This window comes from Shinella sp. 1A1, from assembly GCF_055379515.1.
The window spans coordinates 491,552-508,024 of sequence record NZ_AP039672.1 but is presented as its reverse complement, the minus strand read 5'-3'; the positions used below and the strand labels follow the sequence as shown (position 1 = coordinate 508,024).

Sequence of the window (16,473 nt, the reverse complement as noted above, 5' to 3'; positions counted from 1 at the left end):
CATGCGGGCGGCCGGGCGGGCATTCTTCGATCGCAGGCTTTTATCAGCCGGCGATCATCTCCGTCCACTTCTGGTTCAGCCAGTCGGCCTTGGTCGTGTAGAGATCGTAGCGCGGGATGATCGGCTCGATATCGGACGACACGGCGGCGAATTCCTCGGCCGAAAGGTCGAGCAGGTCACGCTTGACGGTCGGCGCGGTACCGACCTTGCGCGACAGGATCGCCTGGATCTGCGGCTGGCACATATAGTTGATGAAGGTGTGGGCTTCCTCGGTCTTCTGCGAGGCGCGCGACAGCGCCCAGCAGCCCGAATCCATGATGCCGCCTTCCTTCGGGAAGGTGGAGCGGACCGGCTGGCCGTCCTTGGCGGCAAGGCCCGTCACGTCATGGTAATACTGGCCCATCGGAATTTCGCCCGATTTCAGCGACTGCTCGAACTGCGCCTCGTCGCGGTACCAGAGACGGACGTTCGGCTTCACCTCGGCGAGCTTCTCGAAGGCCTTGATCTGGCCCTCCTCGGTGTCGAGCGCGTTCGTGCCGCCGAAATGGGTCTTGGCCGTCACTTCCAGCAGGAAGGAGTTGGAGACGAGCGCGAGAAGACCGAGCTTGTCGGCATTCGCCGGATCCCAGAGCGCGGCCCAGGAGGTCGGCGCTTCCGGGTAGACGTTGGTGTTGGTGACGAGCGTGATATACCAGGCGACCGCCCCGATGCCGGCGACGCGGCCGTCCGGATACTTGTTGACGAAATGGTCGATGAGGTTCGATCCGTTCGGGATCTTCGCCATGTCGAGCGGCGACCAGAGCTCGGTCGACTGGCCCTTGAGCATGGCGACCTGCGACATCATCGAGACGTCGGCGGGGGCCTGACCGGCGCGGGCGGCCTGCTCGAGCTGGACGAGCCAGGCCTCGCCGGTCGGCTCGGCGACCGATTCCACGGCGATGCCCGTTTCCTTGGTGAAGTCCGCGAAGATGTTCTTGTCGAAGGAATCCTTGAAGTAGCCGCCGTAGACGCCGACCTTCAGCGACTTGTCCTGCGCGCGAAGGACTGCCGGCATGGCGAGCAGCGAGGCGCCGGCAACGCCCGCACCCAGTACGGCGCGGCGGCTGACATTGGTCTTGAGGATGTCACGCATGGTCGTCTTTCTCCTTATAGGCCGGCCGGTCGATCCGGCCGGGAGTGTTCCCGTTGTCGTCATTCTATGTCAGGCCGTCGGCGCCACGGAAGGGCCGAAAGCCGTCAGGGTCGGATTTTCGTGAAGAAACCTGCATGCGGCCGGCGCGGAGCGTCGCCGCGCATTCCCAATCCGGCCGGAGCCTCCCGATCGTTCCCCAGGGCTTCGCCCTCGTTTTTGCCAGTATCGTAATAAAACGCCTGGAAAAGCAATTGGCATTGTTATAGCGTTTGCCGTGAGAAAAACTCACGAAACAGGTTTCAAGCTTTCATGGCCTCGCGCCTGCCGCCGCTCAATCCCCTGCGCGCCTTCGAGGCCACCGTCCGCCGGGGTTCCGTCTCCGCCGCGGCGCGCGAGCTGAGCGTCACGCATGGCGCGATCAGCCATCAGATCCGCGCGCTGGAGGAAGCGCTCGGAACGGCGCTGTTCGAGCGCGGCGGCAAGCGGCTGAAGCTGACGCCGCAGGGCGCGCTGCTGCTGCCGGCCGTCACCAACGCCTTCGGCGAGATCGCGGCGGCGACCGCACTGATGAAGCAGCCGGAAACGCGCGGCGACATTTCCATCGCCTGCGTGCCCGCCCTCCTCTCGCTCTGGCTGCTCCCGCGCCTTCCCTCCTTCACCGAGCATTATCCCGGCGTACGCCTCAAGCTGGTCGCCTCCAATGATCCCGAGCACCTGCGCTCGCTCGACACGGATGTCTGCGTGCTCTACGGCGACGGCAACTGGACGGACTGCTGGACGCGGCTTTGGTCGAACCTGCAGCTCTTCCCCGTTGCCAGCCCCACGCTGCTCAACAGCCGGCCGCTGCGCTCGGTGCGCGACCTTGCCGACCATACGCTGTTCCACGGCGACGACGGGCGCGAATGGAACACCTGGCTGGCGGCGGCGGACGCTATCGACATGCCGCGCGGCCCGCAGCATTTCATGAGCGATGCGCGCCTTTCCACCGAGGCGGCGCTGCATGGCCAGGGCATCGCGCTCGGCGACACGATCACCGCCAGCAGCCTGATCGCCCGCGGCGATCTCGTCGTGCCCTTTGGCCTCACCGTGCCGGCGAACCATGCCTTCTACGTCGCCTGCCGGCAGGCGGCGCGCCAGACGCCCATCGTCAAGGTCTTCATCGACTGGCTGTTCGCCACGCTCGAGGAGACCCTTCCCGAGCCACAGGCCTCCGCCCGCATGCCGATGCGCGGGCGCGGCGGCCGTGCGGCCGATGCTCATCGCCCCCTTTCGGCCCCGGCCCCGCGCCGGCCCGCTTCCAGCCAACCGCGCAAGACCCGCGCCTGAACGTCAGAGAAGACCATGCCCCGTTTCAATCCGCTCGTCGCAAACCTTTCCGCCCCGCCGATCCCCTCGGTCTTCGCCTGGGCCGCCGCCTATGACGGCCGCAGCGGGCCGATGATCGACCTGTCGCAGGCCGTGCCCGGCTATCCGCCGCATCCCGAGATGCTGCGCCTCCTCGGCGAGAATGCCGCCTCGCGCGCCTATACCGGCTACGGCCCCATCGAGGGCGAGGAGAGCCTGCGCAAGGCCTATGCCGCGCATCTGTCCGAGACCTACGGCACCACTCTTGCCGCCGGCAACGTCCATGTCACCGCCGGCTGCAACCAGGCCTTCATCTGCGCCGCCATGGCGATTGCCGGGGCGGGCGACGCCGTGCTGATGACCGATCCCTATTACTTCAACCAGGAGACCACGCTCGCCATGCTCGGCGTGAGGACGCGTTTTGCGCCGTGCGACCCGGCGAACGGTTTCCTGCCCGACGTCGAGACGCTTGCCGCCGCCATCACGCCGGATGTCAGGGCCATCGCGCTCGTCTCGCCGAACAACCCGACGGGCGCGGTCTATCCGCCGGAACTGATCGCGGCGATCTACGACCTCTGCATGGCGCGCGGCATCTGGCTCATCCTCGACGAGACCTATCGCGATTTCCTACCGGTCGGCGCCGGCCGGCCGCACGATCTCTTCGCCCGCAAGGGCTGGGAGGAGACGCTGATCGGCCTCTACAGCTTCTCGAAATCCTTCTGCATTCCCGGCCACCGCCTCGGCGCCATCACTGCCGGCCCCGCCGTGGTGGAACAGGTGGCGAAGATCATGGACAATCTCCAGATCTGCCCGCCCCGCTCCGCCCAGGCCGCCGTCGCCACCGCCCTGCCGCTGCTGGCCGACTGGCGCGAGGAGAACCGCCGCGAGATCGCCCGGCGCGTCGAGGCGCTACGGACGACCATGGCGGGCGTTCCGGCCTGGCGCGTCGGCGCGGTCGGTGCTTATTTCGCCTTCATCGGCCATCCGTTCGAGGGCACGCCCTCCGCGCGCGTCGCGGAAAGGCTCGCCAAGGAGGCGGGCATTCTCTGCCTTCCGGGCAGCTATTTCGGCGAGAGGCAGGAAGGCTACCTGCGCTTCGCCTTCGCCAATGCGGATGTCGAGACCATTTCGCGACTAAGGGAACGCCTCTCCAATTTCGGTTAAGCGGCGTTGTGAGTACATCGGCCTTGACCTTCCCACGGGGGAAGGGTTCAGCATGGCGCAAACATCAGGAGATTGCCCATGAGCGACGACAAGACCCTCACCTTCACCGTTGAAGACATGACCTGCGGGCACTGCGCGAGGACGATCACCGGCGCGGTGCTTGCCGCCTACCCTGCCGCCAGGGTCGATATCGATTTTGCCGCAAAGCGCGTCTCCGTCGAGAATGCCGGCGACCGCGCCGCCGTCGCTTCCGTCATCGCGGCGGAGGGCTATTCGCCGGTTGACGCCTGATGCGTCAAGTTGGCACTTGACCTTGACACGATGGGAAGGTGCACGATCTATCCGACTTAGGATGAAAGGTGCACCATGCTCACCGCGAACGACCGGCAGACCATCAAGCTTTCAATCTCCGACATGACTTGCGCCTCCTGCGTGCGCCGGGTGGAGAAGGCCATAGAGAAGGTGCCGGGCGTTGCCGGCGCCGCCGTCAATCTCGCGACGGAAAAGGCCGAGGTGACCTTTGCCGGCACGCCCGATATCGCGGCCGTCACCGATGCCGTGCGCAAGGCGGGTTATGGCGTTGCGGAGGAGGTGCTGGAGTTTCCCGTCGAAGGCATGACCTGCGCCTCCTGCATCGGCCGCGTCGAGAAGGCGCTCAAGGCCGTGCCCGGCGTGCTGGAGGCTACCGCGAACCTTGCGCAGGAGCGTGCCCGCGTGCGCTTCCCCAAGGGGGCCACATCCTTCGAAGAGCTGGCCGCTGCCATCGAGCGCAGCGGCTACAAGGCCATTCGCGAAACAGCAGCCGCGCCAGAAGAGGATCGGCGCGCCGCCGAGGCGAAGACACTGCGGCGCGATCTTCTGATCGCCGCCGTGCTCACGGCGCCGCTCTTCGTCATGGAGATGGGCGCGCATGCCTTCCCCTCCTTCGGCCATTACATCCATGAAACGCTCGGCATGCAGACGAGCCGGGTGATCCAGTTCGTGCTGGCGACGCTGGTGCTTCTCGGCCCGGGGCTGCGCTTCTTCCACAAGGGCATTCCGAGTTTGTTGCGCCTTGCGCCGGACATGAATTCTCTCGTCGTCATCGGCACCTTCGCCGCCTGGAGCTTTTCCACCGTCGCGACCTTCGCGCCGGGCCTGCTGCCGGGCGGCGCGGCCAATGTCTATTTCGAGGCGGCCGCGGTCATCGTGACGCTCATCCTTGCCGGACGTTATCTGGAGGCGCGCGCCAAGGGGCGCACCGGCGAGGCGATCCGGCATCTTGCCGGCCTGCGCGCCAAATCCGCCCGCGTGCTGCGCGACGGCAAGGCCGAGGACGTGCCGCTGGAAAGCGTCGTGCCCGGCGATATCGTGCTGGTGCGGCCGGGCGAAAAGGTGCCGGTCGACGGCGAGGTGACGGACGGCAGCTCGTATGTCGACGAATCCATGATCACCGGCGAGCCGATGCCGGTGGCGCGCACGGCGGGCGACATGGTGACGGGCGGCACGGTGAACACGACCGGCTCCCTCACCTTCCGCGCGACCCGCGTCGGCGCCGACACCGTGCTTTCGCAGATCATCCGCATGGTGGAGGATGCGCAGGCGGCGAAGTTGCCGATCCAGGCGCTGGTCGACCGCGTGACGCAATGGTTCGTGCCGGCGGTCATCGCCGTCGCACTTGTCACCTTCGGCCTCTGGCTGGCGCTCGGGCCGAGCCCGGCGCTCGCCCATGCGCTGGTCAATGCCGTCGCCGTGCTCATCATCGCCTGCCCCTGCGCCATGGGTCTTGCAACGCCGACCTCCATCATTACAGGCACGGGACGGGCCGCCGAGCTTGGCGTGCTCTTCCGCCAAGGCACCGCGCTCCAGACGCTTGAAGGCACCGAGATCGTCGCCGTCGACAAGACCGGCACGCTGACGCTCGGCCACCCGACACTGACGGAAATCGTGCCGGCAGAAGGCTTTTCGCGGGCGGACGTCCTCACGCTGGTCGCCGCCGCCGAGGTGCATTCGGAGCATCCGATCGCGATCGCCATCCATGAGGCGGCCGTGGCGGAGGGCATCGACCTTCCGGCGGCATCCGGCTTCGTGACGACCTCGGGACAGGGAATTTCCGCAGACGTCTCCGGCCGCAGGGTGGAGGCCGGCTCGGTCGGCTTCATGCAGGCGCGCGGCCTCGATGTCGCTCCCTTTGCAGGGGATGCCGAGCGACTGGCCGCCGAGGGCGCCTCGCCGCTCTATGCCGCCATCGACGGCAAGCTCGCCGCGCTCTTCGCCGTCACCGACCCGGTAAAGCCCACGACGAAGGCGGCGGTCGCGGCCCTGAAGGCACTCGGCATCGAAGTGGCGATGATCACCGGCGACAACCGCCGTACCGCCGAGGCCGTCGCGGCAAAGCTTGGCATTACCAGGGTGATGGCGGAGGTGCTGCCGGACGGAAAGGTCGCGGCGGTGCGCGAGCTTTCGGCCAATGGCGCAAAGAAGGTCGCCTTCGTCGGCGACGGCATCAACGATGCGCCGGCGCTGGCCGCCGCCGATACGGGCATTGCCATCGGCACCGGTACGGACGTCGCCATCGAGAGCGCCGACGTGGTGCTGATGGCCGGCGACATGCGAGGGGTTGCGACCGGCATCGCCCTGTCGCGGGCGACCATGCGCAACATCCGCCAGAACCTCTTCTGGGCCTTCGGCTACAATGTCGCGCTCATTCCGCTCGCCGCCGGCCTGTTCTACCCGGCCTTCGGCATCCAGCTTTCGCCGGCACTGGCGGCAGGCGCCATGGCGCTCTCCAGCGTCTTCGTGGTTACGAACGCGCTGCGGCTGAAGCGCTTCAAGGGAGGTGCGGCATGAATATCGGCGAAGCAGCGGAGGCGACGGGCGTCACCGCCAAGATGATCCGGCATTACGAGCAGATCGGCCTCATCCGCGCGGCCGGCCGCACGGGTTCCGGCTACCGTGTCTACGGCCCCAAGGACCTCTCCACGCTCTCCTTCATCCGCCGCGCGCGCGACCTCGGCTTCTCCATCGCCCAGATCCGCGATCTCCTCACCCTCTGGCAGGACCGCGCCCGCGCCTCCTCCGACGTCAAGCGCATCGCCAGCGAGCATATCGACGAGATGCGGGCCAAGATGCAGCTGCTGCAGGAGATGGTCCACACGCTGGAACACCTCTCCGCCCACTGCCACGGCGACGACCGGCCGGACTGCCCGATCCTGGAGCAGCTGGCGAGCGGGAACAGCGAAGAGGCGTGCTGCTAGCGCCTAGCCGTCGAGCCAATTCTCGAGGCGGAGGCCGGGATAGGCCGCGAAGTCGCGAAGGTTGTTGGTGACAAGCACGACATCGGCGGCGATGGCGTGGGCGGCGATGAGCTTGTCGAGATGATCGGACTTCCTCTCGCGCGTCGCCATGCGCACCGGCCCGTAGGCGTCTCCCGCCAATCGGTCGAACGGCAGGACGGGAATGAGCTCGACCAGATCGCTCAGATTCCGCCCTTCCCGCGCTGGATCGCTGGAGGCGGCTACGCCGTATTGCAGCTCGGCATAGGTGATGGCGGACATTGCGACATCGCCGACCTGGCATGCCGCGAAGCGGCGCGCCACCTGCTCCGGCTGGTTCTTCATGAGATAGATACACATGTTGGTGTCCAGCATGTAGCGCGGCATCAGAGCGTATCCCGCTCAGCCTGCTCCTGGTCGCCGCGTCCTTCGGCCATGAAATCCGGCGAGAAGCGCGCGAAACGGTCGAGAACACCGGCGAGCGAACGCCGTGCCGGGCGGATACGCAGTTCGTCGCCGACGCGCTCGATCTCCATCTCGACTTCGGTATTCTCATAGGCGAGGTCCGATGGGATGCGGACCGCCTGGGAATTGCCGTTCCTGAAAACGCGGGTTCTGTGCATCGCTTGCTCCTTCGACAGAGGAATAGCACAAAAGCCGCGCGACGTACACACTTGTGTATGTACTCAGGCCGCCGCCGAAAGGTGTTCGTGTACGGCGAGCCAGTGGCCGGTGGGATCGCGGAAAAAGACGATGGTTTCGCGTTCGTTGTTGGTCAGCCTTTCGCCGCCCACCGAAAGCTCGGTTTCGACGGCGTGGGTGAAGATGGCGACGTCGCCAAGGAGTTGGACGCGGCGGTCGGTGGAGCGGCAGGCGTGGATGCGGAAGCCGTCGCGTTCCTCCCAGAGCGCCCATTCGGCCTCGTAAGCGGCACGGCCGTCCAAGGGGCGGTCGAGATTGTAGAAGAGGAAGGTCGCCTGCGGGGCGAAGGCGGCGAAATAGGCGTCGCGGTCGTGGCGGGCGAAGGCGGCGACGAGGGCGTCGGCGGCGGAGAGGACGGCGGCTTGCGTGTCGGTCATGCTTTTTCCGAGGTCAGACGATCTTGACGGTGCTGATGAGGGCGGCGATGGGCGCGTGCTGGGCTTCGACACGCGCCTTCAGCTCTTCGAGCGGCATGGTATCGACCTTGCAGAACTCGATGAACATCATGTTGAGGTTGTTGAAGAAGACCTCGCCCATGGCCTTGGCGTCGACGGCCGCATGGACGACGCCGCGCGCCTGCAGCGTCTCGACGAGCCGCACGACCTGGGCGGAAAGCTGGCCGTCGAGCTCGGTATAGCGGCGGGAAAGCGGGGTTTCGGGTTGCTGGATGGAGATCGCCATCGCCGTGCGCCACATCTCCTTGGAGAGATAGACGAGGGAGTGGTCGTAATATTGCGCGATCAGCGTGCGCAGCGCCTCGGCGACGTTGAGCGGGGGGCTCGCGACGATGCGCGCGCCGCCTTCCAGTACCTCGCTCACTTCCATCGCGACGGTGGCGACGAGGATGTCGCCCTTGTTCTGGTAGTAGTTGTAGAGCGTGCCGACGGAGACCTCGGCCATCTCCGCGATGACCTCGATGCGGGCATTGTCATAGCCCTCGCGGCGAAACAGCGTGGCCGCGGCATCGAGGATGCGGCGCGTCTTGTCCGCCTTCTGTTTTGCCCGCAATCCGGCCATCGGCCCCTCCGCTGAATCTCTTCAAAAATGAGATTGACTTAAAAAATGAACTCGTTCAATCTTTTTCTCAAGGCGCCATGACGAGCGCCATCCGCAAGGCCACGCGCCTTCAGCCAGAGGGAAAGACGATGACGAAAACCGTTTCCGGCGGCCTTGCCCGCCGCATGCTTCTTGCCACCGCCGCCACCATTGCACTTTCGCCCGCCGGCGCGATGGCGCAGGACGAGCTGAACGCCCTCGTCTGGTGCGACCATACGGACCCGGCGCTGGTCGAGCCCTTCGAGAAGGCCAACAACGTCAAGGTGAACCTCAAGGAATACGAGGGCACGGGCGCGGCGATCTCGATCATCGAACAATCCCGCCCGGGCGACTGGGACGTGCTGGTCATCGACGCCGTCGACGTGCCGCGCGCCATCGACATGGACATTCTCGGCGAAATGCCGGCCGACAAGCTGCCGCTCGGCGACCTCTTCCCCGAGGTTCGCATGGACGCGACGACGACCCGCGACGGCAAGGTCTACGCCGTCACGGAGAAGTTCGGTTACAACACGATTTCCTACGACAAGACGAAGGTCGACCCGGCCGATATGGAAGATCTCTCGGTCATGTGGTCGGACAAGTACAAGGGCCGCATCGCGCTCTATGACTACTATCTGCCCATGGTCGGCCTGACGGGCGTCGCCATCGGCAAGAAGACGGCGGACCTCAAGCAGGACGACCTGCCGGCGATCAAGGAAAAGCTCTTCGAGATGAAGAAGGTCTCCCGTCAGGTGAGCGACGTCGTCGCCTCGCAGACGGCGCTGGCGACCGGCGAAGTCGATATCGTCGTCGGTGGCGGCGAATGGCTGACGGCCGGGCTCTCGGCGGAAAAGCCGAACCTCGACTGGACGATCCCCAAGCAGGGTGCGCTGCGCTGGGCGCAGTCGATCGGCGTGTTCAAGAACTCCGAAAAGCAGGATCTGGCGCTGAAATTCGTGCAGTATATCGTGAGCCCCGAAGGGCAGGCACGGCTTGCCACGTCCTCGTGCTACTGGGCGATGCCTTCCAATGCCAAGGCCGGCGAGCACCTGACCGACCAGCAGAAGACGGCGCTGCGCTGGGACAAGCAGCCGGAATACCTGAAGAATTCGCAGCTCTATCCGGTGGCGGATGCCGACATGGATGCGGCGATGCAGGATGTCTGGACGGAAATGCTGCAGCAGTAAGGTTTGTGGCGTGACGCCACGCCCGCGTATTGTTTCATAAGGCCGCCCCTCACCCTAACCCTCTCCCCGCAAGCGGGGAGAGGGGACTTGCCCTGCGAACTGTCAAAGGGTGGGATACAGCACGGCATATGCCTTCTCCCCGCCTGCGGGGAGAAGGTGCCGGCAGGCGGATGAGGGGCGAAGCCGCACGGCACGCCCACGAAGCGGGAACGGAGAACCACCCCATGACCGCCACAGCCCTCGAACGCGCGGAGCGCCGCAAGGCATGGGCCTTTGCCCTGCCGGGGCTGCTCTGGACCGCACTGTTCTTCCTCGTGCCCTTCGCCTACATGGTGGCGATCAGCTTCTGGACGCGGCAGGGGCGCGAGATCGTCGCGACCTGGACGCTCGACAATTACGTCGCCTTCTTCGGGAAGGCGCATTTCTTCAAGGGGCTGGTTGTCTCGCTGGAGATCACCGCGACCGTCACCGTCATCTCGGTGCTGCTCGCCTATCCGCTTGCCTGGATCATCGCCGAGCGGGTGCCGAAGAAATGGCAGCGCTTCGCCCTCGTCATGGCGATCCTGCCCTTCTGGACCTCCTATGTGGTGCGCTCCTATTCCTGGCTGCTGGTGCTCTCCAAGGGCGGTGTCGTCAACCAGGCGCTGCTCTCAATCGGCATCATCGCCGAACCGCTGGAGCTTTCGGCCAACCGCACCGGTACCGTGATCGGCTTCGTGCATTTCTTCGTCATGCTGCTGACGCTGACGATCTACGCCAACCTCATCCAGCTTTCGCCGAACTACCGCCGCGCGGCGGCGGACCTCGGGGCGAACGCCTTCCAGACCTTCTGGCATGTCGTGCTGCCGCTGACGCTGCCGGGCATCATGGTCGGCGCGTTCCTGACCTTCGTGCTGTGCATCGGCGACTACATCACGCCGCAGATCCTCGGCGGCAACAACGAGCTGGTGCTGCCGCAGGTCATCATGCTGCAGCTCGGGCGACGAGCGGACTTCCCGATGGCCGCGGCGCTTTCGCTGGTGCTGATGGTAGTCATCACGCTCGCCTATATCGCCTGCGCGCGCTGGCTGAAGATGGAAAGGACCTGATCCATGCGGCACCTTTCCACTACGCTCGCCGCGCTCTATGCCGGCCTCATCTATCTCTTCATCTTCCTGCCCGTCGTTGTGCTGGTGCTCTTCTCCTTCCAGGACGGCACCTTGCCCGTGCCGCCGCTGAACGGGCTGACGCTGCGCTGGTACGAGGCGGTCTTCTCCGACGGCAAGCTGATGGCCGCGCTCGGCAATTCGCTGCTGGTGGCGGTGATCTCCTCGGCCGTCGCCTGCATCCTCGGCTTCCTCGCCGCCTATGCCTTCGCGCGCTATACGCTGCCGGCATCCGCGCTTCTGCGCGGCCTCATCGTCGCGCCGATGACGGTCAGCACGCTGATCATCGGCCTTGGCCTCCTCTCCATGCTGAACGTGACGGGCATGCGGCTTTCGCTCGTGACGGTCGGCATCGGCCATGTGGTGATCAACCTGCCGCTCTGCTTCGCCATCATCTATGCCTCGATGGGCGGGCATCAGGTGAATATCGAGCGGGCGGCGCGCGACCTCGGGGCGAAGGACTGGCAGGTCATGCTGCTCGTCACCGCGCCCATGCTGCTGCCGTCGATCCTTGCCGCCTTCTTCCTCTCCGTCACCTTCAGCTGGGACGAATTCATCGTCGCCTTCCTGCTGTCGCGCTTCGACGTGACGCTGCCGGTCGAGATCTGGAGCATGCTGCGCTCCGGCCTCGACCCCAAGACCAACGCCATTGGCAGCGTCGTCTTCCTCATCTCCGTCGTGTTCCTCATCCTCATGGAACTGACGGTCTTCAGAAAAACCGGGAAATCCTCATGACCGCCGACGTTTCCATCAAGAACGCCACCAAGGACTTCGGCGCGTTCCGGGCGCTCGACGACGTCTCGCTCGATATCGCGGCCGGCGAGTTCATCGTGCTGCTCGGCCCGTCGGGCTGCGGCAAGACCACGCTGCTCTCCATCCTCGGCGGCTTCATCGAGCCGACGTCCGGCACGATCTCCATCGGCGGGCGCGAGATGACATATGTCTCGCCAGCCAAGCGGCCGACCACCACCATGTTCCAGGACTATGCGCTCTTCCCGCATATGTGCCTGCGCGACAATGTCGGCTTCGGCCTGCGCATGCGCGGCATGGGCAAGGCGGAGCGCTACGAAAAGGCCTTCTCCTATCTCGATCTCGTCGGCCTGAGGGCATCCTCGGCCAAGAAGCCGCATGAGCTTTCGGGCGGCCAGCGCCAGCGCGTGGCGCTCGCCCGCGCTCTGGCGGTCGATCCCGACGTGCTGCTGCTCGACGAGCCGCTCGGCGCGCTGGACCTGAAGCTGCGCCGGCAGATGCAGGACGAATTGAAGGCGATCCAGAAGCGCGTCGGCACGACCTTCGTTCACGTCACCCACGACCAGGAGGAGGCGATGGCGATCGCCGACCGCATCGTCGTGATGAACAAGGGCCGCATCGAGGATGTCGGCACGCCAGCCTCCATCTACATGCGCCCGCGCTCACTGTTTTCCGCCGGCTTCATGGGCGAGGCCAATTTCCTGCCGGCGAAGGTCGTACGCACCGCCGCCGGCGAAGCCGAGTTGGAGACCACGCTTGGCCGTGCCGTGCTGCCGGCCTCCACCTTCGTTTCCGGCTTCCCGACTACCGGAAGCGATGTCACGCTCTGCATTCGCCCGGAGCACTTCCGCTCGGCCAATGCCGATGTGCCCACCCTCTCGCTCGGCCACGGCCGCATCACCGGCAGTGCCTTCTTCGGCACGCATCATCGCTGCCATGTCGCGGCCAATGGCGCGACGCTCACCGCCCATCTGCCGCAGACCGAGACGCCGGAAGTCGGCGCCGAGCTTGACCTACGGCTGAAGGCGGATAGCATCGTCGTGCTTCAGGACGGGGCGGGAGTTTAGGATCGATGCGGCGCATCCGGCCGGAGGATTGGTACAGCGTTCGTCGCCTCGATGACGACGTGACCTATATCTGTGAGCCCTATATCCAGGAATTCTATCGCTGCAATGTCTGGCACATCCGCGGGCGCGACCGCGACATGCTGGTCGATAGCGGCATGGGCGTCGTCTCGCTCAGGGAATGGGTGCCGCTCGTCACGGAGCGCGACCTGATCGCGGTGGCCAGCCATACGCATTTCGACCATATCGGCTGCCACCACGAATTCGAGTGCCGCGCGGTGCACTCGGCAGAGGCCGACCTTCTCGCCAATCCGACGCGGGAGAACACGCTGGCCGACCCTTACGTCACCGACGAGATCTTCGACGCGCTGCCGCCAGAGCCCTATTGCTCGAAATGCTACGCCGTGAAGAAGGCGCCCGCGACGCGCATCCTCGAGGACGGCGACATGATCGATCTCGGCGACCGCCAGTTCGAGGTCATCCACACGCCGGGCCACTCCCCAGGGGGTATTGCACTCTACGAGAAGGCAACCGAAATTCTCTTCTCGGGCGACATCGTCTACGATGGCCCGCTGATCGAGGACACCTACCATTCCGACCTGACGGACTATATCGCCTCGATGGAACGGCTCCTGACCCTGCCGGTGCGGCTGGTGCATGGCGGCCATTTTCCAAGCTTCGGCGGGGAACGCTATCGCCAGCTCATAAGGGGCTGGCTCGACGAAAAACAGAAGTGACGGGAGAAAAGCATGCTCGACAAGCGCAAATTCTACATCGACGGCCAGTGGGTCGATCCGCTGAAGCCCAATGACCTCCAGGTCATCAACCCGGCGACGGAAAAGCCGGTCGCGGTCATCACCATGGGCACCGCCGCCGATATCGACCGCGCCGTCGCCGCTGCCAGGAAGGCTTTTGCGACCTACAGCCAGACCAGCGTGGACGAGCGCCTCGCTCTGCTCGAAAAGCTACTGGAGATCTACAAGCGCCGCTATGACGAGATGGCCCGCACCATCACGCTCGAACTCGGCGCGCCGATCAGCATGAGCACCGAGCAGCAGGCGGATGTCGGCGTCGGCCACCTCCAGGGCTTCATCGATGCGCTGAAGCGCCTCAAGAGCCGCGAAGTGCTGCCGAACGGCGACGTCGTGCGCCGCGAGCCCATCGGCGTCTGCGGTCTCATCACGCCCTGGAACTGGCCGATCAACCAGATCGCGCTGAAGGTGGTTCCGGCGCTGGCGACGGGCTCAACCTGCGTGCTGAAGCCCTCCGAATTCACGCCGCTCAACGCCATGCTCTATGCCGAGATGGTGCATGAGGCGGGCTTCCCCGCGGGCACGTTCAACCTCGTCAACGGCGACGGCATCGAATGCGGCGCGGCGCTTTCCAAGCACAAGGACGTCGACATGATGTCGTTTACCGGCTCCACCCGCGCCGGCATCGCCGTCAGCAAGGATGCGGCAGACACGGTCAAGCGCGTGACGCTGGAACTCGGCGGCAAGTCGCCGAACATCGTCTTCGCCGACGCCGACCTGGAAGACCGCGTCGCTGGCAGCGTGCTGGAATGCTTCAACAATTCCGGCCAGTCCTGCGACGCGCCGACCCGCATGCTCGTCGAGCGCTCGGTCTATGACAAGGTGGTCGAGATCGCCGAGCGCACCGGCAAGGAAGCGACCGTCGGCAACCCGGAAGAGGAAGGCGGCCATATCGGCCCGCTCGTCTCGCACATCCAGTTCGGCCGCGTGCAGGCGCTGATCGAGGCGGGCGTTGCCGAAGGCGCGCGGCTTCTCGTCGGCGGCCCGGGCAAGCCCGATGGCTTCGAGACCGGCTATTTCGTCAAGCCGACGATCTTCGCGGACGTCAACAACAACATGCGCATCGCGCGTGAAGAAGTGTTCGGCCCGGTTCTCGCGATCATTCCCTTCGACACGGAAGAGGAAGCCATCGCGATCGCCAACGACACCGCCTATGGCCTTGCCGCCTATGTGCAGACGGGCAATCCGGACCGCGCCGAGCGCGTCGCCGCCCGCCTTCGCGCCGGCATGGTGCACATCAATGGCGGCCCGCACCGCTACGGCAGCCCGTTCGGCGGCTTCAAGCAGTCCGGCAACGGCCGCGAAGGCGGCATGTTCGGCCTTGAGGACTTCCTCGAAGTGAAGACGGTGCACCGGCCGGACGCGGCCTGACCGGCACTCGATACGAACGGCCCGGAGATATCTCCGGGCCGTTTTCCTTTGCACATCCGGCGGATGAAGCGGCCTGCGGCTTGCAATCGGGGCGTCGATCAACGAGGTTGGCGCGAACCCGCCGGTCCCTCCCAGCCGGCAAGCCCAGTCCCATCGCCAGGAGCCGGCATGGCCGTCAACGATATCGCGACCCGCACCTACGATCACAATTTCCGCCTCGACCCGATCGTCCGCAGCCTGCTCGATACGGACTTTTACAAGCTGCTGATGCTCCAGATGATCCGGCAGCTCCATCCGGACGTGAATGCCACCTTCTCGCTGATCAACCGCACGACGAGCGTGCGGCTTGCCGACATCATCGACGAAGGCGAGCTTCGCGCCCAGCTCGACCATGCCCGCGGCATACGCTTCACCAAGAAGGAGCTGATCTGGCTCGCCGGCAACAGCTTCTACGGCAAGGCGCGCATGTTCGGGCCGGATTTCATCGCCTGGCTCTCGACCTTCCAACTGCCGGAATACGAGCTGCGCAAGGTCGACGGCCAGTACGAGCTGCATTTCGACGGGCCGTGGACGCACACGACCATGTGGGAAATCCCCGCCCTTGCCATCATCAACGAGTTGAAGTCGCGCGCGGCGATGCGCGATCGCGGCCGCTTCGCGCTCGACGTGCTCTATGCCCGCGCCAAGGCGCGGCTATGGGAAAAGGTGGAACGGCTGCGCCAGTTGCCGGACCTCGTCATCTCCGACTTCGGCACTCGCCGCCGGCACGGCTTCCTGTGGCAGCGCTGGTGCGTGGACGCCCTCAAGGAAGGGCTCGGCGACCGCTTCATCGGCACGTCGAACGTACTCCTCGCCATGGATGCCGATCTCGAGGCCATCGGCACCAATGCGCATGAGCTGCCGATGGTCGCCGCCGCGCTCGCCGAAGGCGACGACGCGCTCGCCCACGCGCCATACCGGGTGCTGGAGGAGTGGCAACAGCATTATAACGGCAACCTCCTCATCGCCCTGCCCGACGCCTTCGGCACCACCGCCTTCCTCGCCAATGCGCCGGACTGGGTGGCGGACTGGACGGGCTTCCGCCCGGACAGCGCGCCGCCGATCGAGGGCGGCGAGCAGATCATCGACTGGTGGCGCGCCAAGGGACGCGATCCGCGCGAAAAGCTGCTGATCTTCTCCGACGGCATGGATGTCGACACCATCGAGGAAACCTACCGGCACTTCCACGGCCGCGTGCGCATGAGCTTCGGCTGGGGCACCAATCTCACCAACGACTTCCGCGGTTGCGATCCCGATGGCGGCCACGGGCTCGATCCGATCTCGCTGGTCTGCAAGGTGACGAGCGCCAACGGCCGCCCCGCGGTCAAGCTCTCCGACAATCCGGTCAAGGCGACCGGCGATCCGGCGGAAATCGCCCGCTACCGCCGCGTCTTCGGCGTGACCGAGCAGACGGCACGGCCGGTCGAGGTCTGAGGCGACAAGGTGGAACCGAAAGCTCGCTGCCGCATTTCTG

Annotated in this window: 17 protein-coding genes; 12 read left to right on the top strand and 5 right to left on the bottom strand. The window is 65.6% G+C overall.

All coding sequences use genetic code 11. From position 1 onward, the window contains the following. Positions 1-43: 43 nt before the first annotated feature. Positions 44-1,132, bottom strand: a complete 1,089-nt coding sequence (locus ACZ48C_RS19070) for an ABC transporter substrate-binding protein (RefSeq protein WP_464783673.1) — start codon at positions 1,130-1,132, stop codon at positions 44-46. A 309-nt stretch (positions 1,133-1,441) separates the two neighbouring features. On the opposite strand from ACZ48C_RS19070, the gene ACZ48C_RS19065 reads away from it, so the two are divergent. From ACZ48C_RS19065 to cueR, 5 genes are all read left to right on the top strand, one after another. Further along, entirely contained in the window at positions 1,442-2,458 is a 1,017-nt protein-coding gene (locus ACZ48C_RS19065) for a LysR substrate-binding domain-containing protein (protein ID WP_464783672.1), read from the top strand. A gap of 15 nt (positions 2,459-2,473) precedes the next feature. Beyond that, positions 2,474-3,640 carry an aminotransferase gene (locus tag ACZ48C_RS19060; protein WP_464783671.1) on the top strand — a complete coding sequence of 389 codons (1,167 nt, stop codon included), beginning with the start codon at positions 2,474-2,476 and terminating at the stop codon, positions 3,638-3,640. Positions 3,641-3,718: 78 nt separating this feature from the next. Further along, the gene (locus ACZ48C_RS19055; protein ID WP_464783670.1) at positions 3,719-3,931 is read left to right on the top strand and encodes a heavy-metal-associated domain-containing protein; all 213 of its coding nucleotides are present in this window, start codon (positions 3,719-3,721) and stop codon (positions 3,929-3,931) included. A 75-nt stretch (positions 3,932-4,006) separates the two neighbouring features. Beyond that, positions 4,007-6,469, top strand: coding sequence for a heavy metal translocating P-type ATPase (locus ACZ48C_RS19050; RefSeq protein ID WP_464783669.1), 2,463 nt, complete (start codon positions 4,007-4,009; stop codon positions 6,467-6,469). Next, complete coding sequence (cueR, locus tag ACZ48C_RS19045; RefSeq protein WP_464783668.1) at positions 6,466-6,876, top strand: Cu(I)-responsive transcriptional regulator; 411 nt, start codon at positions 6,466-6,468, stop codon at positions 6,874-6,876. Before ACZ48C_RS19050 ends, cueR begins: the two co-directional genes overlap by 4 nt. 3 nt (positions 6,877-6,879) lie before the next feature. Here cueR and ACZ48C_RS19040 read toward each other — a convergent pair whose 3' ends face one another. The 4 genes from ACZ48C_RS19040 to ACZ48C_RS19025 all read right to left on the bottom strand — a co-directional run bounded on the left by ACZ48C_RS19040 (position 6,880) and on the right by ACZ48C_RS19025 (position 8,613). Beyond that, positions 6,880-7,281 carry a PIN domain-containing protein gene (locus tag ACZ48C_RS19040; RefSeq protein ID WP_464783667.1) on the bottom strand — a complete coding sequence of 134 codons (402 nt, stop codon included), beginning with the start codon at positions 7,279-7,281 and terminating at the stop codon, positions 6,880-6,882. Next, on the bottom strand, positions 7,281-7,517 hold the full coding sequence (locus tag ACZ48C_RS19035; protein ID WP_119255816.1) for an antitoxin: 237 nt from the start codon (positions 7,515-7,517) through the stop codon (positions 7,281-7,283). The genes ACZ48C_RS19040 and ACZ48C_RS19035 overlap by 1 nt, the downstream gene beginning before the upstream one ends. Positions 7,518-7,580: 63 nt before the next feature. Next, positions 7,581-7,973 (bottom strand): YybH family protein, encoded by a 393-nt coding sequence (locus ACZ48C_RS19030; RefSeq protein ID WP_464783666.1) that lies wholly within the window; start codon positions 7,971-7,973, stop codon positions 7,581-7,583. 13 nt (positions 7,974-7,986) lie between these two features. Further along, positions 7,987-8,613, bottom strand: coding sequence for a TetR/AcrR family transcriptional regulator (locus ACZ48C_RS19025; RefSeq protein WP_318914310.1), 627 nt, complete (start codon positions 8,611-8,613; stop codon positions 7,987-7,989). 128 nt (positions 8,614-8,741) lie between these two features. Here ACZ48C_RS19025 and ACZ48C_RS19020 point away from each other — a divergent pair, with 128 nt between their 5' ends. From ACZ48C_RS19020 to pncB, 7 genes are all read left to right on the top strand, one after another. Continuing rightward, positions 8,742-9,818, top strand: a complete 1,077-nt coding sequence (locus ACZ48C_RS19020) for an ABC transporter substrate-binding protein (protein ID WP_424548319.1) — start codon at positions 8,742-8,744, stop codon at positions 9,816-9,818. Positions 9,819-10,042: 224 nt separating this feature from the next. Continuing rightward, positions 10,043-10,906, top strand: coding sequence for an ABC transporter permease (locus tag ACZ48C_RS19015; RefSeq protein WP_464783665.1), 864 nt, complete (start codon positions 10,043-10,045; stop codon positions 10,904-10,906). A 3-nt stretch (positions 10,907-10,909) separates the two neighbouring features. Then, entirely contained in the window at positions 10,910-11,698 is a 789-nt protein-coding gene (locus ACZ48C_RS19010) for an ABC transporter permease (RefSeq protein WP_464783664.1), read from the top strand. Further along, positions 11,695-12,780, top strand: a complete 1,086-nt coding sequence (locus ACZ48C_RS19005; protein WP_464783663.1) for an ABC transporter ATP-binding protein — start codon at positions 11,695-11,697, stop codon at positions 12,778-12,780. The genes ACZ48C_RS19010 and ACZ48C_RS19005 overlap by 4 nt, the downstream gene beginning before the upstream one ends. A 5-nt stretch (positions 12,781-12,785) precedes the next feature. Continuing rightward, complete coding sequence (locus ACZ48C_RS19000) at positions 12,786-13,514, top strand: MBL fold metallo-hydrolase (protein ID WP_424548323.1); 729 nt, start codon at positions 12,786-12,788, stop codon at positions 13,512-13,514. Between the two features lie 12 nt (positions 13,515-13,526). After that, positions 13,527-14,960, top strand: a complete 1,434-nt coding sequence (locus ACZ48C_RS18995; RefSeq protein WP_119255823.1) for an aldehyde dehydrogenase family protein — start codon at positions 13,527-13,529, stop codon at positions 14,958-14,960. A 168-nt stretch (positions 14,961-15,128) separates the two neighbouring features. After that, a complete protein-coding gene (gene pncB, locus ACZ48C_RS18990; RefSeq protein WP_464783662.1) occupies positions 15,129-16,433 on the top strand; it encodes a nicotinate phosphoribosyltransferase in 1,305 nt (434 codons plus the stop codon). Positions 16,434-16,473: the final 40 nt, after the last annotated feature.

What these genes read in the sequence shown, in the direction of transcription:
- ACZ48C_RS19025 (WP_318914310.1), bottom strand. Translation starts at nt 8,613, where the DNA reads ATGGCCGGATTGCGGGCAAAACAGAAGGCGGACAAGACGCGCCGCATC.
- pncB (WP_464783662.1), top strand. Translation starts at nt 15,129, where the DNA reads ATGGCCGTCAACGATATCGCGACCCGCACCTACGATCACAATTTCCGC.
- ACZ48C_RS19040 (WP_464783667.1), bottom strand. Translation starts at nt 7,281, where the DNA reads ATGCCGCGCTACATGCTGGACACCAACATGTGTATCTATCTCATGAAG.
- ACZ48C_RS19015 (WP_464783665.1), top strand. Translation starts at nt 10,043, where the DNA reads ATGACCGCCACAGCCCTCGAACGCGCGGAGCGCCGCAAGGCATGGGCC.
- ACZ48C_RS19065 (WP_464783672.1), top strand. Translation starts at nt 1,442, where the DNA reads ATGGCCTCGCGCCTGCCGCCGCTCAATCCCCTGCGCGCCTTCGAGGCC.
- ACZ48C_RS18995 (WP_119255823.1), top strand. Translation starts at nt 13,527, where the DNA reads ATGCTCGACAAGCGCAAATTCTACATCGACGGCCAGTGGGTCGATCCG.
- ACZ48C_RS19000 (WP_424548323.1), top strand. Translation starts at nt 12,786, where the DNA reads ATGCGGCGCATCCGGCCGGAGGATTGGTACAGCGTTCGTCGCCTCGAT.
- ACZ48C_RS19055 (WP_464783670.1), top strand. Translation starts at nt 3,719, where the DNA reads ATGAGCGACGACAAGACCCTCACCTTCACCGTTGAAGACATGACCTGC.
- ACZ48C_RS19020 (WP_424548319.1), top strand. Translation starts at nt 8,742, where the DNA reads ATGACGAAAACCGTTTCCGGCGGCCTTGCCCGCCGCATGCTTCTTGCC.
- ACZ48C_RS19010 (WP_464783664.1), top strand. Translation starts at nt 10,910, where the DNA reads ATGCGGCACCTTTCCACTACGCTCGCCGCGCTCTATGCCGGCCTCATC.
- ACZ48C_RS19005 (WP_464783663.1), top strand. Translation starts at nt 11,695, where the DNA reads ATGACCGCCGACGTTTCCATCAAGAACGCCACCAAGGACTTCGGCGCG.
- ACZ48C_RS19035 (WP_119255816.1), bottom strand. Translation starts at nt 7,517, where the DNA reads ATGCACAGAACCCGCGTTTTCAGGAACGGCAATTCCCAGGCGGTCCGC.
- ACZ48C_RS19030 (WP_464783666.1), bottom strand. Translation starts at nt 7,973, where the DNA reads ATGACCGACACGCAAGCCGCCGTCCTCTCCGCCGCCGACGCCCTCGTC.
- cueR (WP_464783668.1), top strand. Translation starts at nt 6,466, where the DNA reads ATGAATATCGGCGAAGCAGCGGAGGCGACGGGCGTCACCGCCAAGATG.
- ACZ48C_RS19070 (WP_464783673.1), bottom strand. Translation starts at nt 1,132, where the DNA reads ATGCGTGACATCCTCAAGACCAATGTCAGCCGCCGCGCCGTACTGGGT.
- ACZ48C_RS19060 (WP_464783671.1), top strand. Translation starts at nt 2,474, where the DNA reads ATGCCCCGTTTCAATCCGCTCGTCGCAAACCTTTCCGCCCCGCCGATC.
- ACZ48C_RS19050 (WP_464783669.1), top strand. Translation starts at nt 4,007, where the DNA reads ATGCTCACCGCGAACGACCGGCAGACCATCAAGCTTTCAATCTCCGAC.